The 25201-nt window shown below is 36.0% G+C and carries 23 protein-coding genes and 1 other annotated feature; of the genes, 6 read left to right on the forward strand and 17 right to left on the reverse strand.

What is annotated here, in order from left to right:
* Positions 1-161 precede the first annotated feature (161 nt).
* Positions 162-3851, reverse strand: coding sequence for a DNA-directed RNA polymerase subunit beta (gene rpoB / locus HMPREF0631_RS01465; RefSeq protein ID WP_100068877.1), 3690 nt, complete (start codon positions 3849-3851; stop codon positions 162-164).
* A gap of 770 nt (positions 3852-4621) precedes the next feature.
* On the opposite strand from rpoB, the gene HMPREF0631_RS09540 reads away from it, so the two are divergent.
* Both HMPREF0631_RS09540 and HMPREF0631_RS01475 read left to right on the forward strand, forming a co-directional pair.
* A complete protein-coding gene (locus HMPREF0631_RS09540) occupies positions 4622-6529 on the forward strand; it encodes a cell wall-binding repeat-containing protein (protein ID WP_002842921.1) in 1908 nt (635 codons plus the stop codon).
* A 102-nt stretch (positions 6530-6631) separates the two neighbouring features.
* The gene (locus tag HMPREF0631_RS01475; protein ID WP_002843052.1) at positions 6632-7573 is read left to right on the forward strand and encodes an NAD-dependent epimerase/dehydratase family protein; all 942 of its coding nucleotides are present in this window, start codon (positions 6632-6634) and stop codon (positions 7571-7573) included.
* Positions 7574-7734: 161 nt separating this feature from the next.
* On the opposite strand, the gene HMPREF0631_RS01480 is transcribed toward HMPREF0631_RS01475, so the two are convergent.
* Entirely contained in the window at positions 7735-8352 is a 618-nt protein-coding gene (locus HMPREF0631_RS01480; protein WP_002843004.1) for a DUF2628 domain-containing protein, read from the reverse strand.
* A gap of 539 nt (positions 8353-8891) precedes the next feature.
* Between HMPREF0631_RS01480 and HMPREF0631_RS01485 the strand changes: the two genes are divergently transcribed.
* Both HMPREF0631_RS01485 and HMPREF0631_RS01490 read left to right on the forward strand, forming a co-directional pair.
* A complete protein-coding gene (locus tag HMPREF0631_RS01485) occupies positions 8892-9806 on the forward strand; it encodes a ParM/StbA family protein (RefSeq protein WP_002843046.1) in 915 nt (304 codons plus the stop codon).
* The gene (locus HMPREF0631_RS01490; protein WP_002843012.1) at positions 9787-10092 is read left to right on the forward strand and encodes a hypothetical protein; all 306 of its coding nucleotides are present in this window, start codon (positions 9787-9789) and stop codon (positions 10090-10092) included. Before HMPREF0631_RS01485 ends, HMPREF0631_RS01490 begins: the two co-directional genes overlap by 20 nt.
* Positions 10093-10194: 102 nt before the next feature.
* Here the strand turns inward: HMPREF0631_RS01490 and HMPREF0631_RS01495 are convergent, their stop codons facing one another.
* The 13 genes from HMPREF0631_RS01495 to HMPREF0631_RS09940 all read right to left on the reverse strand — a co-directional run bounded on the left by HMPREF0631_RS01495 (position 10195) and on the right by HMPREF0631_RS09940 (position 19670).
* Positions 10195-11868, reverse strand: coding sequence for a DHHW family protein (locus tag HMPREF0631_RS01495; RefSeq protein ID WP_002842889.1), 1674 nt, complete (start codon positions 11866-11868; stop codon positions 10195-10197).
* 17 nt (positions 11869-11885) lie between these two features.
* Complete coding sequence (locus tag HMPREF0631_RS01500) at positions 11886-13292, reverse strand: MBOAT family O-acyltransferase (RefSeq protein WP_002842863.1); 1407 nt, start codon at positions 13290-13292, stop codon at positions 11886-11888.
* 13 nt (positions 13293-13305) lie between these two features.
* Positions 13306-13941, reverse strand: a complete 636-nt coding sequence (locus tag HMPREF0631_RS01505) for a DUF4358 domain-containing protein (protein ID WP_002843030.1) — start codon at positions 13939-13941, stop codon at positions 13306-13308.
* Between the two features lie 11 nt (positions 13942-13952).
* Positions 13953-14687, reverse strand: a complete 735-nt coding sequence (locus HMPREF0631_RS01510) for a GDSL-type esterase/lipase family protein (RefSeq protein ID WP_002842996.1) — start codon at positions 14685-14687, stop codon at positions 13953-13955.
* A 289-nt stretch (positions 14688-14976) separates the two neighbouring features.
* A complete protein-coding gene (gene rplL, locus HMPREF0631_RS01515; RefSeq protein WP_002842856.1) occupies positions 14977-15342 on the reverse strand; it encodes a 50S ribosomal protein L7/L12 in 366 nt (121 codons plus the stop codon).
* A 108-nt stretch (positions 15343-15450) separates the two neighbouring features.
* Positions 15451-15969, reverse strand: a complete 519-nt coding sequence (gene rplJ, locus HMPREF0631_RS01520) for a 50S ribosomal protein L10 (RefSeq protein WP_002843085.1) — start codon at positions 15967-15969, stop codon at positions 15451-15453.
* A 41-nt stretch (positions 15970-16010) separates the two neighbouring features.
* Positions 16011-16134: a sequence feature (ribosomal protein L10 leader region), on the reverse strand.
* 49 nt (positions 16135-16183) lie between these two features.
* Positions 16184-16882, reverse strand: a complete 699-nt coding sequence (gene rplA / locus HMPREF0631_RS01525) for a 50S ribosomal protein L1 (RefSeq protein ID WP_002842947.1) — start codon at positions 16880-16882, stop codon at positions 16184-16186.
* Between the two features lie 128 nt (positions 16883-17010).
* The gene (gene rplK / locus HMPREF0631_RS01530; protein WP_002843028.1) at positions 17011-17436 is read right to left on the reverse strand and encodes a 50S ribosomal protein L11; all 426 of its coding nucleotides are present in this window, start codon (positions 17434-17436) and stop codon (positions 17011-17013) included.
* Between the two features lie 14 nt (positions 17437-17450).
* Positions 17451-17993: a transcription termination/antitermination protein NusG gene (gene nusG / locus HMPREF0631_RS01535; RefSeq protein ID WP_002842945.1), complete on the reverse strand. Its 543-nt coding sequence runs from the start codon at positions 17991-17993 to the stop codon at positions 17451-17453.
* 27 nt (positions 17994-18020) lie between these two features.
* On the reverse strand, positions 18021-18227 hold the full coding sequence (gene secE, locus HMPREF0631_RS01540; RefSeq protein ID WP_002842917.1) for a preprotein translocase subunit SecE: 207 nt from the start codon (positions 18225-18227) through the stop codon (positions 18021-18023).
* A 20-nt stretch (positions 18228-18247) separates the two neighbouring features.
* Entirely contained in the window at positions 18248-18397 is a 150-nt protein-coding gene (gene rpmG, locus HMPREF0631_RS01545; protein ID WP_002843084.1) for a 50S ribosomal protein L33, read from the reverse strand.
* Positions 18398-18629: 232 nt separating this feature from the next.
* Positions 18630-19226 carry a hypothetical protein gene (locus tag HMPREF0631_RS01550; protein ID WP_002842900.1) on the reverse strand — a complete coding sequence of 199 codons (597 nt, stop codon included), beginning with the start codon at positions 19224-19226 and terminating at the stop codon, positions 18630-18632.
* Between the two features lie 102 nt (positions 19227-19328).
* Positions 19329-19670, reverse strand: coding sequence for a hypothetical protein (locus tag HMPREF0631_RS09940; protein ID WP_198400979.1), 342 nt, complete (start codon positions 19668-19670; stop codon positions 19329-19331).
* Positions 19671-20080: 410 nt separating this feature from the next.
* Here HMPREF0631_RS09940 and HMPREF0631_RS01560 point away from each other — a divergent pair, with 410 nt between their 5' ends.
* Positions 20081-20608, forward strand: a complete 528-nt coding sequence (locus tag HMPREF0631_RS01560; RefSeq protein ID WP_002842886.1) for a hypothetical protein — start codon at positions 20081-20083, stop codon at positions 20606-20608.
* A 384-nt stretch (positions 20609-20992) separates the two neighbouring features.
* Here HMPREF0631_RS01560 and HMPREF0631_RS01565 read toward each other — a convergent pair whose 3' ends face one another.
* On the reverse strand, positions 20993-22783 hold the full coding sequence (locus HMPREF0631_RS01565) for an aminopeptidase P family N-terminal domain-containing protein (protein ID WP_002842991.1): 1791 nt from the start codon (positions 22781-22783) through the stop codon (positions 20993-20995).
* Positions 22784-22796: 13 nt separating this feature from the next.
* Positions 22797-23759, reverse strand: a complete 963-nt coding sequence (pip, locus tag HMPREF0631_RS01570) for a prolyl aminopeptidase (RefSeq protein WP_002843077.1) — start codon at positions 23757-23759, stop codon at positions 22797-22799.
* A 342-nt stretch (positions 23760-24101) separates the two neighbouring features.
* Between pip and HMPREF0631_RS01575 the strand changes: the two genes are divergently transcribed.
* Entirely contained in the window at positions 24102-25181 is a 1080-nt protein-coding gene (locus HMPREF0631_RS01575; RefSeq protein ID WP_002843014.1) for a M24 family metallopeptidase, read from the forward strand.
* The last annotated feature ends 20 nt before the right edge of the window (positions 25182-25201 follow it).

Genomic DNA, 25201 nt, shown 5'->3' on the forward strand with positions numbered 1-25201 from the left:
TCTCCCTTCTTTCGATACTAATTTATATTCAGTGGCTCTAATATGCTCTATATCAAAACATACTCCACATTTTTCCTGTTACCCTCTAGCTAGCAAATAATATCAAAACCTCTGATGCATCCATCATTTTGGAAAGGATGCACCAAGGATTTACCTATCTACTAAAACTCTTCATCTTCAAAGTCTTCTTGAAAATCATCATCTTCCATGAAGTCTTCTTCATCTTCTGCATCAACAGAGAATTCCTCTTCTTCATAGTCATATGAATCTTCTTCAACTTCCTCAATCACATGAGTTTCTTCTATATCTTCTGGCACTATGCTCTCTATCTTAAAATCTTCTGGTATTTCTTCATCAACAGATTCCTTGATGTCTATGATCTTGCCGTCCTGGTCAAGAGCACTCACATCTAGGCAAAGTGACTGTAATTCCTTCATCAATACTCTGAATGATTCTGGCATTCCTGGCTCAGGTATGTTTTCACCCTTTACGATAGCTTCATAAGTCTCAACTCTACCCTTAACGTCGTCTGACTTAACTGTCAAGATTTCCTGAAGGATGTGGGATGCACCGTATGCTTCTAGGGCCCAAACTTCCATTTCCCCGAATCTCTGTCCACCGAACTGAGCCTTACCACCTAGTGGCTGCTGAGTTACTAGTGAGTATGGTCCTGTACTTCTTGCATGTAGCTTGTCATCTACTAGATGGTGTAGCTTTAAGTAGTACATATAACCAACTGTGATTCTATTGTCGAATGTCTCACCTGTACGTCCATCGAATAACTGTAGCTTACCATCTCTTGGGTAGCCTGCCATTTCAAGAGCGTCCATGATATCGTACTCGTTGGCTCCATCAAATACTGATGTAGCAACATGCCAGCCTAGCTTCTTAGCAGCTAGTCCCAAGTGCATTTCTAGGACCTGACCGATGTTCATACGAGAAGGTATACCCTGTGGATTCAGTACTATGTCCATAGGAGTACCATCTGCCATGAATGGCATATCTTCTTCTGGAAGGACTCTTGAGATAACACCCTTGTTACCGTGACGTCCGGCCATCTTATCTCCGACCTTTATCTTTCTCTTCTTAGCTATGTAACATCTTACTAGTTCGTTTACTCCTGGAGATAGGTCGTCTCCATTTTCCCTAGTAAATATCCTGATGTCTACTATGATACCAGATTCTCCATGTGGTACCTTTAATGAAGTATCTCTAACCTCTCTAGCCTTTTCACCGAAGATTGCTCTTAGAAGTCTTTCTTCAGCTGTCAGCTCAGTTTCTCCCTTAGGAGTAACCTTACCTACTAGGATGTCTCCTGAGTCTACCTCAGCACCTATTCTGATGATACCTCTTTCGTCTAGGTTCTTGATTGCATTTTCACCTACGTTTGGTATATCTCTAGTGATTTCTTCTGGTCCAAGCTTTGTATCTCTAGCTTCACATTCGTATTCTTCGATGTGGATAGTAGATAATCTGTCTTCCTTTACAAGTCTTTCGTTGATTAAGACGGCATCCTCGTAGTTGTAACCTTCCCATGTCATGAAGGCTATCAGACAGTTTCTACCAAGGGCGATTTCTCCTAGGTCTGTTGCAGGACCGTCAGCTATAACGTCTCCAGCCTTTACTAGTTCTCCCTTTGTTACTATAGGAGTCTGGTTTACACAAGTACCTGAGTTAGATCTCTTGAACTTAAGCAACTTGTATCTATCCTTGTCTCCGTTGTTCTTCTTTATTACTATTTCATCAGCTGATACTCTATCAACAACACCATCGTTCTTTGATACAACAACTGCTCCAGAGTCCTTAGCTGCTCTATACTCTATTCCTGTACCTATGATAGGAGCTTCTCTTCTCACTAGAGGTACCGCCTGACGCTGCATGTTTGATCCCATTAGGGCTCTGTTGGCGTCGTCGTTTTCAAGGAAAGGTATCATGGCTGTGGCAACTGATACAACCTGCTTAGGAGAGATATCCATGTAGTCTACCCTATCCTCTGATACAAGTTCAACAGCACCTAGTACAGTTCTACAGATTACCCTGTTATTTATGAATCCACCATCTTCATTAAGTGGTTCATTGGCCTGGGCTCTAACATATAGGTCTTCTTCATCTGCTGTTAGGTAGTGTATTTCGTCAGTTACAACCTTATTTACCTTGTCGTATTTTCTATATGGAGATTCTATAAATCCATATTCATTTATCTTCGCATATGTAGAAAGTGAGTTTATAAGACCGATATTTGGACCTTCTGGAGTCTCTATCGGACACATTCTACCGTAGTGTGAGTGGTGAACGTCACGCACTTCGAAGCCTGCTCTTTCTCTTGATAGACCACCTGGTCCTAGAGCTGAAAGTCTTCTCTTGTGTGTTAGTTCTGATAGTGGGTTTGTCTGGTCCATGAACTGAGAAAGCTGTGATGATCCAAAGAATTCCTTAATAGCAGCAGACACTGGTCTGATGTTTAAAAGGGCCTGTGGAGTCATAGATTCCATGTCCTGAACCGTCATCTTTTCCTTGATTACTCTTTCCATTCTAGAAAAACCTATACGAACCTGGTTCTGTAGTAGTTCACCTACACATCTGATTCTTCTGTTTCCTAGGTGGTCTATATCGTCTATATTACCAACTCTCTCCTTACCGTCTATTATATAGAATAGGCCAAATTCATATGATATAGATGCTATGATATCATCTAATAATATATGCTTTGGTGATAGGACCTTGTGGTTGGCCTTTATTACTTCCTTAAGCTCTTCATCATCTTCATACTTGTCTAGGATTTCCTTTAAAGTTGGATAATGAACCTCTGGCTTGATACCTAGTTCGTCTATATCAAAGTCAACATGGGCTCTGATATCTACAAAGTTGTTACCTATAACCTTTATTTCCTTGTCTTCAGCAACACTTACCCAAACGGCATTTATTCCTGAATTCTGGATTGCTGTTGCAGTCTCAAAGCTTATATTTTCGCCCTGCTTAACAAATACTTCACCTGTTTCTTCATTTACTACATCTCTAGTAGCTATCTTGTCCATAATCCTGTATCTTAGGGCAAGCTTCTTGTTGAACTTGTAACGTCCAACCTTGGCTAGGTCGTATCTCTTTGGATCGAAGAACAGTGAGTTTAATAGTGAAGAAGCACTCTCTACTGTCGGTGGTTCACCTGGTCTTAACTTCTTGTATATCTCTACTAGACCTTCTTCTACATTAGTAGTATTGTCCTTTTCAAGAGTAAGTCTTAGTCTCTCATCATCTCCTAATAATTCTAGGATTTCTGCATCTGAACCAATTCCTAAGGCTCTTAGAAGAACTGTAACTGGCTGCTTTCTAGTTCTGTCAACTCTTACAGATATTACACCTGTTGAGTCTGTCTCGTATTCCAACCAAGCACCCCTATTTGGTATTACTGTAGAAGATATAAGTCTGTTACCAGCCTTGTCTCTTTCTTCTGCATAGTAAACACCAGGAGATCTTACAAGCTGTGAAACTATAACTCTCTCAGCACCGTTTATTATGAATGTACCCCTGTCTGTCATTAGAGGGAAGTCACCCATAAATACTTCCTGTTCCTTGATTTCTCCTGTCTCCTTGTTGATAAGTCTTACCTTAACCTTCAAAGGAGCACAGTAAGTAGTATCTCTTTCCTTACATTCTTCAATATCGTACTTTGGCTTTTCATCTAAAGAGTAGTCAACGAACTCTAATATTAGATTACCAGTGTAATCTTCAATTGGAGACATATCGATAAATACCTCTTTTAAGCCCTCTGCCAAGAACCATTTATAAGAATCCACCTGGATTTCTATAAGGTTAGGCACGTCAGCTATTTCCTTGATCTTGGAAAAGCTCATTCTTTCTCTTTTTCCAATCGTGACTGGATGTGGTAGCACAATCTTCACCTCACTAAATTAAATTTTGATTGCATTTGTTAATTTATGAGTATACGATTAAAAATCCACCTCGCTCTTTGTAATTAAATGCAGAAATTTACCTTTGCGAGCCCACTTTATTAACCGTAATATACAAAATAAGTGTTTAATGACTTTTATGGCTTGATTTTTTTAGGAAATTGTGAACCCTTTGATTTTCAAGTACAAGAACTTTTTCTCAATCTTAAAAATCCGAGTTTCAACCTAAAAATCGGCCTAATCTCTCATATTAAACAGTATTTTATTATACACGTTTTTTGTATTTTTTTCAAGCCCTTTAGAACTTTTTGTTTTTCCAAAATTGCAATATCAATTTGTACACTTTTTGTTTTTTAATGTTAATTCGCAAAGTAGATTCTAGTAAATCCTTGAAAGTAGAATTTAACATGATATATCTATGGCTAGCCTCAAGGGAAAAACGCCTTATGAAATATTTGAGTTTACATACGTTAAAAAAATATCTTGGGAACAGAACTCTAAAACTGGCTAAAAGAGAAACGAAACTAGAGTTAAATGGGGGTCAACCATACGAGGATTAATCATTCAAAAAGAGGATATATTGCACTCTTTTTTTTGAATGAATTTATCAAAAAAATCTCAAATGGGGTATAATAGTATTGAAAGCAAAATAATGGGAGAATTTCTATTGTTTTATTAGAAATATCATAACAACGAATTTATGGAGGAGAAAAATGTTAAAAAATCAATTAAAAAAATTGACTGTAGCAGCGTTGATTGCGGCTATGATTGTGCCAGCAAGTGTATCAAATGCTGCGGAACAAAAAGTTATAAGAATTTCAGGCAAGGATAGAATCGCAACATCTGTAGAAATATCCAAATCAGCATATTCCACATCTGAAAATGTCGTACTTGCAAGTGGATTCAACTTTGCAGATGCATTATCAGCAGGTCAACTTGCATCGGCACTTAACGCGCCACTATTATTATCTTCAAAAGATAAGTTGGATAATGAAACTGAAAGCGAAATTAATCGTTTAAAAGCAAAGAATGTTTATATTGTTGGTGGAAATCATACCATCAAAAAGAGCAGTGTTGATTCTTATTTGAAAAAGAAAAACATCAAAGTAACTAGATTAGAAGGTAACAACAGATATAAAACTTCAGAAAAAGTAATGGAGAAAACTAAGGAGTTTATCAATCCACAATACTTGCTAATCGCAAGTGGCAAGGACTTTCCAGATGCATTAGCTGCAACATCACTTATGGTAAATCACAAATCAGTAATGGTTTTAAGTGATGGTAATTCTTACCCTAGTTCAAACTTAAAAGAAATTGCAATAGGTGGTAAAAAGCAACTTCCGTTAGAAAAATTCAAAGGAGAAAGAATTTCAGGAAGAAACAGATATGAAACTGCGCTTGCAATAGCCAAGAGATCATTTAATGATAATGAAAATGTCGTTTTAGCAAGTGGACAAGTTTTCGCAGATAGCTTGTCAGCAGTAAGTTTAACTAAAAAACACAATGCGCCAATTATTCTTACTGAATTCGAAAATCTTACTAAAAATACTAAAGAGTATTTGAATAAGAAAGAAAGTATATATATTGTTGGCGGATTCAAAACTATCGATAAGGATATTTTAGCAAATATTACTTCTGAAGAAAAATACGAAAGAAACAAAGAAAGAATTAAAGATCAAATCAAAAGCCTTGAAGAAGAAGCTAAACAATTCGAAGAAACTAGTAAACCTAAAATCGAAGAAGCGAACAAGAAAATTTCTGAAGTAGATGCTTTATTATCAAAAACTGATGAAAGAATAAAAGAGGGGGCATTTGCATTCTTCCCATGGGTAGTAGAAAATTATCCGGAATACAAGGAAGATGTGGATAAAGGGCTTGCAATATTGAATGAATTTTATGAAAAAGGCGATGTTAGGAAGACACCTGAAGACGCAACATCCTATGAAAACATGGTAATGACTGCAGATTGGCTTGAACAATTAAACGGTTTAAGATTAAAGGATGAACACTTCACAGGTTTGAAAAAATTAGATACTAATTTTGAAATTCTAGCTAAGGCTATGGTTAGTTGTGATAGATCATTGGATTACACTAAAGGTCACAGACACACATTTAGTGTTTGGGAAAATTTATACTGGGGAGCTACAAATCCATTTAAGGGATGGTATGATGATGAAAAATTAGTTTATGAAGAATTGATGAATACAATAAACACTAAATATTCTGCAGAGAATAAAGATGTTGCGCTTGAAAAGGCAAAAGCCGATTTTATGATAAAATACAACGGAGAAAAACCTGTAATCGGTCATTACACTAATATTTTAAGTGATAGCATTAATGTTGTCGCTGTAACTAAAAATTCTTCACAAAATGGATATTTTAGAAATACATTTTGTATGAATGGAGATTTCGGACATAGATATAAAACTTTTATTTCCGAAGAAAAATACCGCGAAATCATCAATGCATACGCTAAGATTAACGACAAGAAATATCTTCTTGAAGAAAAAGCAAGTGCACAAAAAACTATAAAAGATATTGAAAACGAAAAAAATTCAAGAAAACAAAAAATTCAAAATCTCAAAAAAGGAAACACTGAAAAGATTATTAAAATCAAATAAAACATCAAACTTGCGGAACAAGAATTAGAAAAAGCGGAAAAAGATTATAATATTCACAAAGTGTTATATGACAAAGTTAAATAGTTTTAGAGGTGGACACAAATGAAAAAAATCTTAGTTACAGGCGCAACAGGTCAAATAGGCGGAGATTTAATATCCGAATTATCTAGAATATATGGTAAGGACAAGGTCATAGGAAGTGCAAGAAGAAAAGATCCTCTAGACCTAGACTGCAATCGTTATTATTCAATGGACTGCAGAAACCTTGATGATTTCTATAGGATAGCCAAGGAGGAGAAGGTCGATACAATACTCCACCTTGCTGCAATACTCTCAGCCAAGGGCGAGGAAGATCCAAACCTACTTTGGGATATAAATGTAAACGGACTCTACAATGCCCTTGAAGTCTCAAAGGAGATTGGAGCAAGTCTTTTTGTGCCTAGCTCAATCGGTGCATTTGGTCCATCTACACCAAAAGACAGGACCCCTCAAAATACAATCCAAAGACCAACTACAGCTTATGGAGTGAGCAAGGTGACCGGAGAACTCCTATGTGACTATTACCACCAAAAATACGGATTAGATACGAGGGGGGTTAGGTTTCCAGGATTGATATCCCACAAGACACTTCCAGGTGGAGGAACTACAGACTATGCTGTACACATCTACTATGAAGCGATTAAAAATAAGCACTACACTTCTTTCATAGACAAGGGTACCTACATGGACATGATGTATATGCCAGATGCTATAGATTCAATTATCAAACTAATGGAGGCAGATCCCGACAAACTTATAGATAGAAATGCATTTAACGTTTCTTCTATGTCATTCGAGCCAGAAGATATAAAAAGATCAATACAAAAATATATACCAGAATTCACTATGGATTACGATGTAGACCCTATCAGGCAGTCTATAGCAGGTTCTTGGCCTAATTCACTTGATACTAGTCAGGCAAAGCTACAATGGGGCTTTAAACCAAGATATGACCTAGACGCCATGACAAAGGATATGTTAGACAATCTCAAAAATAAAATATAGCATTTAAATACAAAAATTAAAGGGAGAAAGTATAACCAGTCTATCAAGACCAGAGATACTTCCTCCCTCTTTTTTTAAAAATAAAATCATCTACAAAACCACATATAGTTTTATAGGCTTTGTTTTATTCAAGTACCACTATATCTCCATATAAGGCACTACTACATCTTTCCTATAATATTCATAAGCTCCTGATTATTCATAAGCTCTACACCAGATATTACTATAGATATAATTAAAAATACAAATACTGCAGCAACAGATGTTCCACCCTTTGCTATAATTTCAGACTTTCTCTCTTCTCCTCTTGAGCTTATAGCCTCTATATCCTTCTTTGCATGCCTAAAATACAACCAATTGGCAGTAGCTGGCACCAAAAATGTAATTATAAGGCTTATCACATGTAAAAATCCTATCTTTTTAGTGAGTAGGCCTAGCGCTGTGGAAACAACCAGTAATATACCTGACTCTATATACATCTTTCTATAGGCCATCCATAATACAGGAACAAATAGGGCCGGCCAATTCCACCCGATCTTAGACTCACTGTCTATTATATCCTCAAATCTTGTTGAGTAATACACCTCTTTTTTGGGACCAACATACAGCTCCAACTCTTCAAGAAGGGACATACTATTGTTAGTAGTGTATGTTTCATTTTCAATATCTTTTATTACCTCTTTTACAGTTTCACTTCTCTCTTGACCAAGGTCATTATTTTCCGAGCTCATATTTTCTTGTGCATTTTCTTGCCTAGAGATATTTTTATTGTCTTCCATAATTTTATCCTCCCCAATATTATAAAACTGACTCAAAGTATTTTTTAATTGCTAATTCAATTCATTTAATTATATCATAGGGTATATAAATCCTCAATTAAATTAATATATTTTAGAGTAATCTTTTTTATTATCAACTTTTTCTAAATCACTCTAAGTAACAAGTTTTTCATCAAATTATTTTTCCAAGATAGAGGGAAATCTACCCCTTACCCACCACAACTTAATAATTACTTTTTAGTTACTTTATAGTTACTTATTAGACACTGTATTTTTGTATTCTATCATTTTAGTCACTTAAAAGGTACTTTTTATTAGCAATTTAACATTACATAAGTTCCTTATTAGTTACTTTTTTATAATATACTATTATTTGTGTAGCTATTTAGGAACTAATATGGTATAATCATACATAGACAATAGAAAGAACAAAACAAATATAATCTAATATAATAAAATAAGACATATATTATTCAAACGATAATTTTGGAAGATAATTAAGAGGATAATTAAGAGGATAACTAAGAGGAGGAAGAAAAATGGATACACAAATAATAGGATTAGATATAGGTAGAGGCTATGTAAAGGGCTACTCATTATACAACGAAAACGAGTATTCATGCCTATTTAAGAGCGTTTATGGAGACGGAAGAAACATATCATTGGAAGACTATAAAGACAACCCGATCTACATAGAAATCGAAGGTACAGAATACTTTGTAGGAGCCTTATCTGAAAAAGAGAGTATGAAATGTATAAGAAATGCCGGTGATAGCAAGGTTTCACCTGTTGTAAAAACACTTATAAGCGCTGCACTATCAGAAATAGCAGTATCTGACAACGTAAGTATTATGCTAGGTGTACCATACAAGATATTCAAGAAATCAACTTTGAAGGAAGTACAAAAGGAATACAAGGACACTACTATATCAGTGAAAAACAAGATAAACAACAGTGTCAAAACAATAAACATAGAGAACATCAACATATTTAGGGAAGCAGATGCAGCCCTAATATACGCCATGGACGGCAAAATAAACGACAAGAACCCAGTAGGCATGGTAAATGTAGGCTTTAGAACTACAGAGCTTAGCTACTTCGACAAGGGCTTTAAGTTCAATGACAAGCTTTCAACTACTATAGAATCAGGTAATCAGAACGCCTTGAAGCTAGTACAAAAAAGGCTTGTAGATATAGGTATCACTAAGAGCCTTCCAGAAATAGACTCAGCCGACGACTACCCAGAGTTAAAAGATCTTGCATACACACTTACTTCTGATGATACCAACGAAATAATCGAAGAAACATGGAATAACCTAGATGAAATGAACATCTATGTATCAGGTGGAACTAGCTTAAACCTTAACTTAAACGATAAATTTACAGTAGTAGATGACAGCCAGATGGCAACTGCTAAAGGCCTGTATGAGGTTGGTGTTAGACTTGAAAAATAACAGGATCAGACTAACTTCATACATTAGTCCAGACCTTGATGATTTGATAGAAGAGTTCATGGAAGAAAATAACATATCGACAAAGAGCCAGGCACTAGAGAGAATGCTCATCGAATTTAGGTATATGAGAAATGAGGTTGAGTTTCTAAGAGGTGTAGTAGGTGGCGGTGGTATGACGGGTAGCTTTGGCTATAGCAGGCCACCAGTAGGTCGTAGAGCAGCTTCAAAACCAATTGACAAGGTAAAGACTAGCATAGACGATATATACTCAAATATGCCGGATTAAACATAACAAAAAGAGGGAGTAAGCTTAAATACTATCCCTAAACATCGAAAAACACCGAGGGTGAAATCCCTCGGTGTTTTCGTATATTTAATTTCTATATTTTTACTCGTTCAAGCTAAGTATTGACGCATCTGTATTAAAAGTATTTATATTCCCTAAAATCAATACATCTGTAACCTCAGCATTATTCATTAAATCTTTGATACTACCAGTAAAGTATCTCATGTCTACCACATTTATTTCAGAGAAGTTGTTCACCAAGAAAGGCAACATAGCATTTGCATAGGAGTCCTTTATAACCAACAACTTTCTTTCCGTATCTATGTTTGTTCTTATCCTGATCTGAGTGTGGTTACCTCCAGTGAAGACCTGGTAAGGATCCTTTGTAGATAACTTAGATACATCATATAGACTGGCTACCTTCTTCTTTGTATCAAAGTACTTGACAAGTACTGGATTGTTGTCCTGTTGCAGGCTAAGGTACAATTGATCCGGTTTACCAATACCAGCTGCATTCTTGTAGTAGAGGCTTCCATAGAAATCATTGCTAGCAAGTGAATTTGTAAAGGAATTTCTGTTCGCAGGTTGTAAATTCATGGCCTTACAATAGTCCTCGTAGGCTGCATAGGCCCCTTCTACAGTCCAGTGATGGTCTGTCTTAAAGTACAGCTGCTCATTGTTCTTTAGCCTGTTAAAAGTGCTTATAACATCAACTAACTTGACCTTTGAATTTAACTTTGACTTTAGAACCTTCATATACTCAGTCTGTGAATCTTCCGGCGCAAACTTAGGTAGGTAGTTCTTGTATATCTCGACCTTATTAGGAGACAGCAAGACTGATACATTCAATTTAGAATTGTTTTGAGCAAACTTATTAATTGCATCAATCTTGGTCTGTGTAACCTCATCACTCGCCATCTTGAACCCTTCCATCAAGTAACCGTCTTTACCTATATAGACACCATTTATCTTGTCCTTACCTGTTAGGAGATCAAACCTTGACTTTGCCTTTATAAATCCTGATCTCATAGGGAATTGGTCAGACACATAATCAGAGAATTTTGAACTATATTTTCCAGATACTATATCACTTATAGATAGCGCCGGTCTCTGTTCAAGCGTCCTATTTTCTGCTTCAGATTTAGGAAGATCCTTATGAAGTATGTTCATAACCAACAACAAGACCATAAGGCCCATGAATACAAGGGAAAATACTTGATTAAATTTCTTATCAAGTTGCTTTTTCTTTTCTTGAGATACACTGAGTTTCTTCTCCCCTCCATGAAGCAAGAAGTTAAAGAAAACACTTATGCCATGGATAACTACAAACATCAGGTTAGAAAAGTTAAAAGTCTTTGAAGATTTTTCTCTTTTTATCCTTGTTTTTTTATTATCGTCCAAGCCCCTAGAAGGCGTTTTTAGCTTTCCTTTATTGACATTTATATTGTTGGTACTATTTCTCTTAGTATCCGGTTTATATTGGCTTGTAGGGGCTTTTTTAGCATGTTTTGTTTCAGATTTAATAGCGACCTTGGTCTTCTTAGTCAGTTTATCATTTTTCTTAGGGACTTCCTTTCTAGGACCAACTTGCTTAGTCGGTCTAGGTTTCTTGGCATCTATTTTTTTACTCTTAGTTTTGGACTTTGTTTTTTTGGATGCATACTTCTTGGGTCCTATTTTTTTGGTGCCCCTACCAAGGGTATCTTCAGCATCCAAATCCATCAATATTCTAAGGCTTTCAGGCATTTTCGGTTCTTCATAACGTACTTTTTTCATATCCTACTCACCTCCATTTAAAATTTAAAATATAGGAATGGACTGAAGCTGTCTCCAACAAGAGATGCTACAGATAGGTAAAGAACTACAATATAGAATACTGACATTCCTATATATCCCCTCTTACCAAACCTAGACTTTATATTATTTATAACTTTCATTACAAAAGGTGTAGAACCTATAATCGCTGGTAACATCAACTTCCAAGAAGTCTTTATGATGTGTAGGGCCTCTTTATCAACGAGACCTGTAGATCCAAATATAAACATATTTGAATAGAATTTAAATATCTCAGAAAGGCTAGTAAAGTCAAATAATACCCATCCCATAACAACTATCAGCAAGCAGTATAGGCTTTGTATCTTCTTATTTGTTTTGGCTAGTCTCCTTCCCAAGCTAAGCTTTTCAAAATATATAAGTAAGCCGTAGAAAAGCCCCCAAAGGACAAAGTTCCAATTAGCTCCATGCCATAGACCTGTAACCATCCAAACTACAAATATATTCCTCATATTTATAAGCTTTGAACACCTATTTCCTCCAAGTGGAAAATATATATAGGTCTTAAACCAGTTTCCTAATGATATGTGCCATCTTCTCCAAAACTCTGTTGCAGACTTGGCCACATAAGGATAGTTAAAGTTTTCGGCCCATTCAAATCCCATCATATATCCAAGGCCTATAGCCATATCTGAGTAGCCACTAAAGTCAAAGTATATCTGTAGGGTATAGGCTATTATACCCAACCAAGCGGTCATAGCAGACATTTCAAGACCTGGAATACCCTTGACACTGGCCCATATAAGAGCCATGTTATTGGCTATGAGTACCTTTTTACCAAGACCTATAATAAACTTTTCTACTCCCCTACCAAAGTGGTCAATATCATTTGTCCTAGATTTTAACTGACCTTCCATCTCTGAGTACTGAACTATAGGTCCTGCACCAGCCTGAGGAAATATAGATATGTACAGAGCAAAATCTGCGAGAGATTTTTGAGGCCTTGTCCTAGCTGTATACACATCAACTATATATGATATTATCTTGAATGTATAAAATGATATACCAAAAGGAAGCGGTAAATCTATTATCTTAAGGTTTAGTCTAGTAATAAAATTAAAGTTATCGATTAAAAATCCATAATATTTAAAGAATCCTAGAATTGCTATGTTAAATACTATTAGACATACCATGTAGAATTTGGCTTCTTCTCTACTCGTTCTAATCCTGTGTATATGCCTAACCCCAAACCAAGTCACCAAAATAGACAGCAACAAAAGTAAAAGATAGGCAGGCTCTCCCCAACTATAAAAAATCAAACTCAGTACTAATAAGCTCTTATTCTTTAACTTCTTCGGAGTCAAAGCGTAGACAATCATAGCTAGAGGGAAGAAATAAACTAAAAATGTTAAACTAGTAAAACTCAATTATCATCCCCCCTTACTTATAAGAATTTTTAATAGCTTCATCAATTGCTTTTTGGTTCTTAGAAGAAATAAAGTATATGTAATCACCCTTTTTCTTCAATTGACTGTTGCTGATTATCGTATATTGGTCAGGCGCATAGTTTTTAAAAGAATTAGATTGGGCATCAATTCTAGCCTGAATCTTGGCCATAACAGGATCTGTCATACCTTTTTTGCATTTTACTATCAAAATCTCTGTAGCCTCCATATTGGATTTAGGAGCCAGCAAAGTATAAGCTTCAACCTCAAGCTTATCTATACCATAAAGCTTTCTAAGAGTAGCATCATTTCCCATGACCATATTATCCATACTGACCCGGTTCTCAATCTGACTAGATAGCTCCTTAAAGTCTATATCCCTTACTTTTACAAACTGATATGCAAGTATAAATACTATAAGGACAATTCCCCAAAGTATGGCATACTTTTTCCTATACATGGAACTCATCTTCATAGGCTTTCTATTTACAAACCTGTCCTTTATGGATTCCTTGGGCCTATTACCACCCTTTACAGTGTCTTCTATTTCTTCACTTGTAATTATTCTGAGCCTAGCTGTCTGTTCATAATTGGAGGCATTAGGCTGTTTTTTATCCCTTTTATCACTCATATTCTACCCTCCTATATATTCTCGCTCAAGAATTGAAGCCAATTTAGGTAGAATCCATACTTAAAATGTATTCCATCCTGCTCAAATTGTTCTTCATCGTTTACAAGGCCATCAGAAGATAAGAATGTAGCACCTGTCTCATTTGCTGCAGCCTTTGCAGCCTTAGTGAATTCACTGATATTCTCGTTGCTTATTCGATAATCCTTGGCCTTAGATATCCTATCAAGAACTGGTAGAGGAGCCTGAATATATATTTTAACACCCTTATCAACCGCCTTGATATCCTTGATCAACTTGATGTAGTTTTTCCTAAAAACATCCGGAGAATAAGCAGTGATGTCATTAGCTCCATACAATATGACTATGCTCTTTGGCTTTAAGCTCTTGACTTCATTTATATGCTTGCGAGCCTGTAATACGTGCTCACCCTTCATGGCTAGAACACTGGCTGCATCTAGAATATTAGCTTCCCTAAGGTACTCAGTTATAGAATCGCCCAAAAATACCACATCATCAAACCTGCTCCTAGCACTCTTGATATCGAACTTTCCTAGCTGTGTATCCTTATTAACCTTATTTATTTCCCTCTCAACATCATTGATGTTTTGTTTTTCTAGCTTTGTCAAAAAGTTTTTGGTCCAACTAATACTTTCAGAATCCGTTTTTAGTGAGCCAGCCGCAAATACTTGACTCGCCATCACAGATGTAATTAAAATACCAGTGATAGTTAAAATTCGTTTCTTCATAAGTTATATTACCACCCATCCAAATATTATGCCGCTTAAAAAATTGTAAAAGCTGGCATTCTACGTTTATTATATCATGTAAGCAGACTTTAGGTAACTACTATTAACAAAGTATTCTTAATTAACAGCTTATTGTCCACAAAAAATAAACAAAGTCCACACCCTGCCTTGTGCGTGGTTAATTATACAACAAAAAAAGAGCCCCCCGATCCTAACGATACAGACGACCCCTTCTTATCAAATTAAATGCTATTGTTTAATCTTAATTAATATCTAAATAAAGTCTTAATTATTTAACTTCTACAGTTGCACCAGCAGCTTCAAGCTTTTCCTTGATCTGTTCTGCTTCTTCCTTAGATACGCCTTCCTTAACAGCCTTTGGAGCGTTGTCAACAACTTCCTTAGCTTCCTTTAGTCCAAGACCAGTTATAGCTCTAACTTCCTTGATTACTCCAACCTTTGAAGAACCAGCTGATGCTAGTATTACATCAAACTCAGTCTTTTCTTCACCAGCAGCTCCACCAGCAGCTCCACCAGCAACCATTACTGGAGCAGATGCAGATACACCGAATTTTTCTTCTGCAGCCTTAACTAATTCATTTAATTCTAAAACTTTCATGTTTTCTATAGCTTCTAATATCTGTTCTATTGTCATTTTATTGCACCTCCGTGTGTTATTTTTAAATTCTTTTTAATATTGACCGACCGAAAATGGTCATAAACTATATCCTAGGCTATGCAGCCTCTTGGACCTCTTTTTTGACTATGCTTCTACTGCTTCGTCCTGCTTCTTTGCAACAGCATCCAATAAGTAAACAAAGTTTGACATTGGAGCCTTCAAGCTGCCAAGAAGTTTTGCGATAAGTTCTTCTCTTGATGGTATTGCTGCAAGAGCAACTATCTTAGCTTCATCGTAGAATTCACCTTCTACAACACCCATCTTTAGAGAGATCTTATCAGGGTTCTTATCCATGAATCCCTTTAATATTCTAGCTGGAGCAACTGGATCTTCATATCCGAATGCTATAGCGTTTGGACCTACTAATTCAGTATCATTGAAGTTAGCATATGCTTCACCTTCTATAGTCTTAGCAGCTCTTCTTACAAGTGTATTCTTGTATACCTTGTAATCTACACCAGCTTCTCTCATCTGACTTCTTAATTCTGTAACCTGTTCAACTGTTAGTCCCTTGTAATCTACAACGATAACAGAAGCAGCCTTTTCTAGCTTTTCAGCAATCTCAGCTACAACAGCTGATTTCATTTCAATAGCCTTACTCATTTCTTAGTGCACCTCCTTCACAAAAATAAAGTTTAGCACTCACCGTAAAAATAAAAGTCCTCCCTATCATAGACAAGGAGGACGCAAGTATCACGTATATCGCAACCTCGGTGGGAAATTAAGTCATACAACACCCACTGTCTACGGCAAATCTATTCTTTTTCAACATTGACAATAATATCATATTTGTCAACCTGTGTCAACAGTTTTTTAATTATTCAGTAACTCTAACTGGGTTTACTCTTACTCCAGGACCCATTGAAGAAGCAACTGTTACGCTTCTTAGGTACTGTCCCTTTGCAGCAGATGGCTTAGCCTTTATTATAGCTTCCATTAATACCTTGAAGTTATTGAATAATTTTTCCTGACCAAATGATGCCTTACCAACTGGAACGTGGATGATATTAGTCTTATCAAGTCTATATTCAACCTTACCAGCCTTGATTTCATCAATAGCCTTAGCTACATCAAATGTAACTGTACCAGACTTAGGGTTTGGCATTAATCCCTTAGGACCAAGTACTCTACCTAGTCTACCTACTACACCCATCATATCTGGAGTAGCAACTACTATATCAAAGTCAAACCAGTTTTCTCCCTGGATCTTCTGAACTAGTTCTTCAGCACCTACAAAATCAGCTCCTGCAGCTTCTGCTTCCTTAGCCTTTTCACCCTTAGCGAAAACTAATACTTTCTTTGTCTTACCTGTACCGTGTGGTAGCACGATAGCACCTCTAACCTGCTGATCAGCATGTCTAGAGTCAACACCCAACTTGATGTGGGCTTCTACTGTTTCATCGAACTTTGCACTTGCAGTATCAACTACTAGTCCAAGAGCTTCTGATCCATCATAGTAAACACTTCTGTCTACTTTAGCGATCGCCTGAGCGTATCTCTTACCTCTTTTTGCCATTTTAAATTCCTCCTTGTGGTAATTACGGTTTTTAACCTCCCACTATTAGGCACTGCCTATATAGCGAATAAATAAAATATGCTATTATCGCCAATTATGACGATAATCAGCATTCACTTTAGACTTAATTAGTCTATAACTTCAACACCCATACTTCTAGCTGTTCCAGCGATCATTCTCATTGCTGATTCAACTGAAGCTGCGTTTAGGTCCTTTAACTTTAACTCAGCGATTTCTCTAACCTGAGCTGAAGTTATCTTACCAACCTTCTTCTTGTTTGGTTCTCCTGACCCTGACTGTAGGTTGATTGCCTTCTTGATAAGAACAGCTGCTGGTGGAGTCTTAGTTATGAAACTGAAAGATCTATCCTGATATACACTGATTACTACCGGTATAATCATTCCTGCCTGATCTGCTGTCTTAGCATTGAATTCCTTTGTGAACGCCATAATGTTAACACCGTGCTGTCCTAGTGCTGGTCCAACTGGTGGAGCTGGAGTAGCCTTTCCTGCAGGTATCTGTAATTTAATCTGTCCAATAATTTTCTTAGCCATTTTATTGCACCTCCTTATACTTTTTCTATATTTTCAAGCCCTAGAGTTACTAGTGCCTTTCTACCAAATGCATTTACATAGACTTTTACTTCTCTTTTTTCAATGTTTACATCGTCAACTTCTCCAACATTATCGACAAAGGCTCCACTGATAACCTTAACTGTATCTCCAGGAGCTAAATCTATCTCACCACTAATAATCTTAGAAGCTGGTAGCTCTATTCCCATCGCCTTTACCTCATCAACTGTCAAAGGTACTGGCTTTGATCCTGGGCCAACAAATCCTGTTACACCCTTTGTATTTCTGACAATGTACCATGATTCGTCTGTCATTTCCATCTTTACTATTACGTAACTTGGAAATACTTTTCTCTGTGTTAGTTTTTCCTTACCTGTCTTAGTAGTTGTAACTACTTCCTCAGTAGGCACTATCACCTGTTCGATAATGTCTTCCATACCTCTGTTTTTTACAGTATTTTCAATTGTCGTTTTGACCTTGTTTTCATGTCCTGAGTATGTATGTACGACATACCATTTTAAATCTCTTTCTTCTGACATCAAAATCATCCTTTCAAAGTTGCCAAACTACTTAACTATCAAGCTAAGTACTTTTGATAAACCTGTATCCACTAGCCATACAAAGACTGTTGATACAACTACAACCCCTAGTACGACACCTGTCTTACTAGCAAGTTCTTTTTTTGTCGGCCAAGTAACCTTCTTTAATTCTTGTCCAGTTCCTTTTACAAATCCGACCTTTTCTTGTGATAATTCTACGTTTTCTTTAGCCATTTACTCACATCCTTATCTTATTATTTAGTTTCCTTATGAGTAGTGTGCTTCTTACAGAACTTACAGTATTTCTGCATTTCTATTCTGTCAGGATTGTTCTTCTTGTTCTTAGTAGTATTGTAATTTCTCTGACCACACTCTGTACATGCTAATGTTACTTTAACTCTCATCGTTACACCTCCAAATTAGATTTTTATATGATGATATAGCTTCCTGAAAAAATCAAGTAACTATTACCTTCCGCAATTAATTTTATATATTTTTCCAACTCAAACTAACGACTATAACAAAGCCGTCTTACATAGAATACTATATAGACGGCTAAATGTCAATTATTTTGAACATATTTATGTGTTTAATTTAATTTTGTTTTTTCTGAGGATGACTCAGATTACTCAAAGTTTATTTTTCAGTAAACTTCTCAAATATACTGCTAATCTTTTCCATATACATTTTTTTAGCTTGCTGGCTTTCTATATTAGTATCAACCATTGAAGTATATAAGTCTTTAACTTCATTTATATTCAAATACCTCAACTTTTCTCTTACAACTGGAAATTCACCTATTAAATATTTAATGTCACTCTCTTTAAAGTCACTTTCTTTATTCAATACAGAATAAATAACATATTCATTGTAATTGACTTTAATATTTTCCAGGCTAGGATCAAGAGCATTGTTTTTTATAATCAACTTAGAAAACTTCTTGTAATCATCTTCCTCTATTTTTTTGTCTCCATCAAAATAATTTATTCTCTCCAATGAAGAATAAAAAACTTTCATCTTATCCAAAAAATCTAGTAGTTTATCCTCGCCTTGTTTTTCTGATATATCTTCATTTTTATACTCATACATAAATAAATTGCCTGTATCTATTATGGTCATATATTCCTGTCTTTTATCTTTCCCACTGTTGCCGTAATATACTAAGCCTACAATAACCATAGACAATATTATAGCAAAAAGTGTAAAACAAGCATTCTGATTTTTGTTTTTCATAGTAACTCACCTATCTAAAAAGTAAGAGTTTCCTGAACTATCTTTTCACCCCTAACCCTTCTTAACAAAGAATTTCCAAAGTCTCCACCATCATTATGGAAATTATAGTATCCTGGTGGCAGTTATCCTTAAATTTGCTTTCGCATATTCTACCGCACCCTCTGCATCATAACTTGGTATAGCCTTTGTTGAAATCATATTTTTAATACTTTCCTCAAAATAGACCGATTTATCAGATAACTTAGTTAAGAGACTGCTGTCTACATCATTTGAACAATCGTTCAACCTAGTCAAAAGCGAATATAACAAATCTGCATACTCCTCATCACTTAAATGGTAGCACTGTTGCCTCAGTTCGTCGTAGTTTTGGATGATACATTCCATTTTGGGTTTGTCCAACTTCGCTATACCATCATCAAAGTTTTTCTTCAAAAAACAGTCCAACTTAAATCATTTTCGTGGTATTCAGCATCCCCAGAAATACCATTTTCTGCATAATTTGAATCATCTGACAACACTACCATCATCTTGAAAATGCAAGTATAGCCGATAATAGCATAGTCTCTTGGTTCATTTTAATTTTCATAATAGCAGGATGTATTTTTGAAATACTCTTCTACAACTTCATCTGGACTTTTAAATTTTAAACTTGTTTTTGCCGTACTATTATATCTTCTTTCATGCTTTGCCACCTGATTTATCAGATCTTTTTCGCTAGTAAATACTTTTCGATTCTTGGATAGTAAAATCATTAAAACTACATAACTTTTCACTTGACAAATATCGCTTAATTATATACAATAATATTGAGAATATTCTTGATACTACACATCGAATTAAAAGGAGAAACATTTATGAAACTGAAAAACAAATTTTTTGTAACTTTTTTATTATCCGCATTGTTGATATCAAATATCCAGATAATATCTAATGCTTATGAACCAGATTCATCTGCACCTGAAATAAATAAAAATATTGTCAGTTCAAGTGCAAGAAGTGATGTTACAGTTAAATCCATTAACCCAGTTAGGTATAGGAAAGAAAACGTCAGAAAATCCACTGAGTATTCACCCTACAAACGTGCATCAAAAAGTTATGGAAGAGGCTTCACTATTTCTGTAGACAGAAGTGTTTCATTCTCTGTTACAGCAAGCGGTGCAGACGGTCTATATAGTCTCGGCGCAACAGTATCTCATAAAGAAAGTGCAACAAGAACTAATAAGAAATATAAGATGGCATATATAGGTTGTAGGTGCCGCTATTCAGTAGAAAGAGGAACAAGAGTAGTTTATAATGCCATGAATGGTAAAATTCTTGGAAAGAACCCTTACGTTGTTAAAAAACCTGTTTCTTACCAGTATGAATTATGTCCGGACAGGTAAATTCTATGAATGGAAGAATTAATAAAAAAGACTTAGGAATGGCTCTAATACTTATCGATATATGTATATGTATCCTGGTTTATTTATATTTATCAAGAACCGTTCCAATAGACAATAATGAAATCCTAAATATACTTTATTTCGGAAGAAGCAAGTTATTTATCATCGGTCTGTTTCTGATTTTGTTGGATAAACTAGAGCACAATAATAAATAAATTCAATTTATTTAAAATAAAGAGTATGCAGAAAGCTCTAAATTAAAATAAGTCCTTCTATGGTAACCTAATATCATAGGAGGACTTTTAAGGTTCTTCTCCAAGTCTTTGTAAATAATCCCCCTTTAAACATAGATTTGAATAAAAGGGGGATATACTTATAAGATTATTATATTTCTCTTGTTGCTTCTTTTAACCAAGCTCTTTCTTCATCTGTTAGATGTGGTCCTATGATTTCATACACTTTTTTATGGTACTTGTTCAATTCTTCCTTGTCTGAATCAGTCAACATATCAACATTTATCGCATCAAAGTCAAATGGGCAATATGTGATAGCTTCAAACTCCATAAACTGGCCATACTCTGTCTTTGGTCCATACTTAACTAGCAATTCATTTTCCAGTCTGATACCATGTGAGCCTGCTATATATATACCTGGCTCATTTGTAATTACCATACCCGCTTCAAATGGGTGTATTTCATGCTTTCTCACCTGCCACCTGAAACCTGTTGGTGGTTCGTGGATATTGCCTAGGTATCCAACTCCGTGACCTGTACCGTGGTTGAAGTTTCTTCCTGCATCCCAGAATGGTTGTCTAGCTAATATATCTAGGTTTAATCCTGTACAACCATACATAAATTTAGCCTTGCCTAGTCTTAGGTTGGACTGAAGTACTGTAGTATAATCGTCTTTCATTTCCTGAGATATTTCTCCTAGAGCTGTCGTCCTAGTGATATCAGTTGACCCCTGCATATAGTTAGCACCTGTATCTGTCAAGAACAATGTTCCCTCTGCAAGATTTACATTAGTTTCTTCTGTAGCAGCGTAGTGAACTATGGCTCCATGCTCTCCAAAACCTGCTATAGGTTCAAAGCTTGGGCAGATAAAATCACCTTGGTCTACTCTAAGTGATTCTAACTTGTCTGATGCTGACATTTCTGTTTCTTCACTTATCTTGCCATTTTTAACCAACTCTTTCATCCAGTAGATAAACTTTGTATGAGCTATACCGTCTTTTATGTGGGCCTTTATTATATTGTCTATTTCAACATCATTTTTTATAGCCTTCATGAGTATTGTAGGGTTCATAGCCTCTACTACCTTCACAGACTCTGGTATATTCTTATACATAGCATAGTTCAACCTATCTGGGTCAACTAGAACACTTGTCTTTAAAGATTTTACATCTTCATAGATATCATTGTATGGCTTTATAACTACATTGTCCTTTACTAATATAGCCTTTATCTCATCGCTTATCTTGTCCTCATTTATGTATAATACAACCTTGTCATTGTAAACTATTGAATAACAAAGAATAAGTGGGAAGTACTCAACATCCCTACCCCTTATATTTAGCAGCCAGCCTGTATCATCAAGTGTTGTTATGATATGGGCTTCTGCACCAAATTTTTTCATCTGTGCCCTTACTCTTTCTATCTTGCTAGCAGCAGATTCACCACTGTATTTTTCATCAAGATAGAATATTGGTTCCTCAGATAGGGGAGGTCTATCTTCCCATACTTCATCAACTAGGTCAAGATCGTAAACTATGCTACCATTTTTAGCCTTTACTATAGATTCTAGTTCTACACCGTCACCAAATGGAACAGACCTACCGTCAAAGCCTAAGACCCCACCTTCTTTTAATTCACTCTCTACAAACTCATTTATTGTAGGAACATTTGGCTCACCCATCTTGTATAGGTCTACACCTGAACCCTTTAACTGGTTGCCAGCCTGTAGGAAATATCTACCATCTGTCCATAGACCAGCCTTATCTTCCTTTACAAGAGCTGTACCTGCAGAACCGGTAAATCCTGTCAAAAATGCTCTTTCCTTGAAATGTTCCCCTACATACTCACTATTATGATAGTCAGCAGTAGGAACCATATATAAATCTATCTTATTGTCTTTCATTAAGTCTCTTAATTTTGCAACTCTATCAGATACCTTCATAAGTTAATCCCCCTTATTTGAATAATTCTTTAAATCTATCTGTAGCCCTAACCAAACTATCTACAATTTCAGGTTCTCCTGAAGAATGACCTGTAATAGTAGCATCAAGCGTACAATTATTTAGCTTCTTACTAAGTAAGTATGCACCTATAAACCTACAGTCCATATCGTATCTACCATGGGCTATATGAGTAGGTATATCCTTGATAATATCTGCTTCATCTAGGATATAGTTCATATTGTCTCTGAACATATTGTTCATCCAGAAGTGGCACTCAATAGTTGCCATAGATATTGCATAGTCTTCATCACCAAAGTCCTCAACTAGATCATCATTTGGATGAAGTGTAACTATACTACCTTCCCACATAGACCAAGCCCTAGCAGCCTCAACCCTAGTAGCCCTGTCTTCGCTAGTCAACCTCTTGTAGTAGGCAGTTATAAGGTCTCCTCTTTCCTCTTCTGGTATAACCTTAATAAAGTTCTCCCACTTGTCTGGGAATATATTTGATGCTCCACCCTCTTGGTAGATCCAATCTATATCTTCCTGTCTTCCTAGGAAGATTCCTCTTAGGACTAGACCCATAGTCTTGTCTGGATGCTGTAGGGCATAGCTAAGGGCTAGAGTTGATCCCCAGCTACCACCGAATACCAACCACTTGTCTATTCCTAATTTTTCTCTTATCTTTTCCATATCACAAATAATGCTATCTGTATCATTGTTTGTAAGGTTAGCATGAGGAGTACTCTTTCCACTACCCCTCTGGTCAAATAATATTATCCTATAAAACTCTGGATCAAAGAACTGCCTGCATGATGGTGCTGTACCGCAGCCAGGACCCCCATGAAGAAATACCACTGGATGACCATTCGGGTTACCAGATTCTTCGTAATAAATTGTGTGTACATCGTCTACCTTTATGAAGTCTGTAAAATTGGCCTCTATTGAAGGATATAGTGTTCTTAGTTCTTTCATGATTCCACCTCTATTGTTTTATTTGCGAGAAAATCTCCCAATAATAATTAAGAAACCTTTTCTCACCTAAGACAAATTATAACATATTTGAACTAACTTTTCTAGCTAGTAGGACTATAATGAATATTCAAATAATGTTACAGGACAATTTTCACAAAAATATTATAGTAAATAATAGATTACTTTCACACTTTTCAAATTATATCGACATTTTTTTATTTAATTTTTGAATATAAGTGTTATAATATACATATCGGTGGGCTGGATAAGGATTTCAGGCGAGTTTTTGTGGCTTGGACCCTACTTACCTACCTACTATAAATAGATATTAGGAGGCTTTATATGAAAGAAAACAGAGTAAGTCAAGTATTGAAAAAGATGAAGGAAAATAACATTCCTCAGTTCCTAGTGAGTGATCCACTTTCTATATTTTATTTAACTGGTTATTTCCTAAATCCAGGAGAAAGATTATTCTCACTATACCTTAGCGAAAAAGGTGACCACAAGTTATTTGTAAACGCCCTATTCCCTATTGAAGAAGACCTAGGCGTTGAAAAAATAATCTTTACAGACACAGACAACTCAATAGAAGTAGTTGCCAACCACATAGACAAGTCAGCTACAGTAGGTGTAGACAAGAACTGGCCAGCTAGATTCGTTCTAGGTCTAATGGATTACTGTGATGGCAAATTTGTAAATGCCTCATATATAGTAGATACCCTAAGAATGTACAAGGACGAAGAAGAAAAGGACCTAATGAGAAAGGTTTCTTTGATGAACGACGAAGCTTGTGAAGAAATAATAAAGAGAATAACTGGCGACAAGACTGAAAAGCAGATCGCTAGCGAGTTAATAAAATTATACGAAGAAATGGGCGCTGAAGGCCTATCATTTGACCCAATCATCGGTATGGCAGCTAATGGAGCTAACCCACATGGAGAACCTGGTGACAGATATGCACAGCCAGGAGATGCTATCATAATTGACATCGGTTGTAAGAAGGATATGTACTGCTCAGACATGACTAGGACAGTATTCTGGAAGGAAGTAAGTGAAAAGGGCAAAGAAGTATTTGAAATAGTACTTGAAGCCAACAGGAGAGGTATAGCAGCATCAAAGCCAGGTGCTAGATTCTGCGACATAGATGCAGCTTGTAGAGACTACATAACAGAAATGGGCTACGGCGAATACTTCACTCATAGAACTGGTCACCATATAGGACTAGAGGACCACGACTACGGAGATGTATCTTCTGTAAATACAGCAGTTGCTGAGCCAGGAATGATATTCTCTATAGAGCCAGGAATCTACCTACCAGGAGAATTCGGTGTAAGAATAGAAGACCTAGTTCTTATAACAGAAGATGGTTGCGAAGTACTAAACAAGTTCGACAAGGAACTTACAGTAATCGGCAACGACTAATACTAAAACTTAAAACTAAT

It is taken from the genome of Peptostreptococcus anaerobius 653-L, from assembly GCF_000178095.1.
Taxonomy (GTDB): Bacteria; Bacillota; Clostridia; order Peptostreptococcales; family Peptostreptococcaceae; genus Peptostreptococcus; species Peptostreptococcus anaerobius.

What these genes read in the sequence shown, in the direction of transcription:
- rpoB (WP_100068877.1), bottom strand. Translation starts at nt 3,851, where the DNA reads ATGAGCTTTTCCAAGATCAAGGAAATAGCTGACGTGCCTAACCTTATA.
- HMPREF0631_RS09540 (WP_002842921.1), top strand. Translation starts at nt 4,622, where the DNA reads ATGTTAAAAAATCAATTAAAAAAATTGACTGTAGCAGCGTTGATTGCG.
- HMPREF0631_RS01475 (WP_002843052.1), top strand. Translation starts at nt 6,632, where the DNA reads ATGAAAAAAATCTTAGTTACAGGCGCAACAGGTCAAATAGGCGGAGAT.
- HMPREF0631_RS01480 (WP_002843004.1), bottom strand. Translation starts at nt 8,352, where the DNA reads ATGGAAGACAATAAAAATATCTCTAGGCAAGAAAATGCACAAGAAAAT.
- HMPREF0631_RS01485 (WP_002843046.1), top strand. Translation starts at nt 8,892, where the DNA reads ATGGATACACAAATAATAGGATTAGATATAGGTAGAGGCTATGTAAAG.
- HMPREF0631_RS01495 (WP_002842889.1), bottom strand. Translation starts at nt 11,868, where the DNA reads ATGAAAAAAGTACGTTATGAAGAACCGAAAATGCCTGAAAGCCTTAGA.
- HMPREF0631_RS01505 (WP_002843030.1), bottom strand. Translation starts at nt 13,941, where the DNA reads ATGAGTGATAAAAGGGATAAAAAACAGCCTAATGCCTCCAATTATGAA.
- HMPREF0631_RS01510 (WP_002842996.1), bottom strand. Translation starts at nt 14,687, where the DNA reads ATGAAGAAACGAATTTTAACTATCACTGGTATTTTAATTACATCTGTG.
- rplL (WP_002842856.1), bottom strand. Translation starts at nt 15,342, where the DNA reads ATGACAATAGAACAGATATTAGAAGCTATAGAAAACATGAAAGTTTTA.
- rplJ (WP_002843085.1), bottom strand. Translation starts at nt 15,969, where the DNA reads ATGAGTAAGGCTATTGAAATGAAATCAGCTGTTGTAGCTGAGATTGCT.
- rplA (WP_002842947.1), bottom strand. Translation starts at nt 16,882, where the DNA reads ATGGCAAAAAGAGGTAAGAGATACGCTCAGGCGATCGCTAAAGTAGAC.
- rplK (WP_002843028.1), bottom strand. Translation starts at nt 17,436, where the DNA reads ATGGCTAAGAAAATTATTGGACAGATTAAATTACAGATACCTGCAGGA.
- nusG (WP_002842945.1), bottom strand. Translation starts at nt 17,993, where the DNA reads ATGTCAGAAGAAAGAGATTTAAAATGGTATGTCGTACATACATACTCA.
- secE (WP_002842917.1), bottom strand. Translation starts at nt 18,227, where the DNA reads ATGGCTAAAGAAAACGTAGAATTATCACAAGAAAAGGTCGGATTTGTA.
- rpmG (WP_002843084.1), bottom strand. Translation starts at nt 18,397, where the DNA reads ATGAGAGTTAAAGTAACATTAGCATGTACAGAGTGTGGTCAGAGAAAT.
- HMPREF0631_RS01550 (WP_002842900.1), bottom strand. Translation starts at nt 19,226, where the DNA reads ATGAAAAACAAAAATCAGAATGCTTGTTTTACACTTTTTGCTATAATA.
- HMPREF0631_RS01560 (WP_002842886.1), top strand. Translation starts at nt 20,081, where the DNA reads ATGAAACTGAAAAACAAATTTTTTGTAACTTTTTTATTATCCGCATTG.
- HMPREF0631_RS01565 (WP_002842991.1), bottom strand. Translation starts at nt 22,783, where the DNA reads ATGAAGGTATCTGATAGAGTTGCAAAATTAAGAGACTTAATGAAAGAC.
- pip (WP_002843077.1), bottom strand. Translation starts at nt 23,759, where the DNA reads ATGAAAGAACTAAGAACACTATATCCTTCAATAGAGGCCAATTTTACA.
- HMPREF0631_RS01575 (WP_002843014.1), top strand. Translation starts at nt 24,102, where the DNA reads ATGAAAGAAAACAGAGTAAGTCAAGTATTGAAAAAGATGAAGGAAAAT.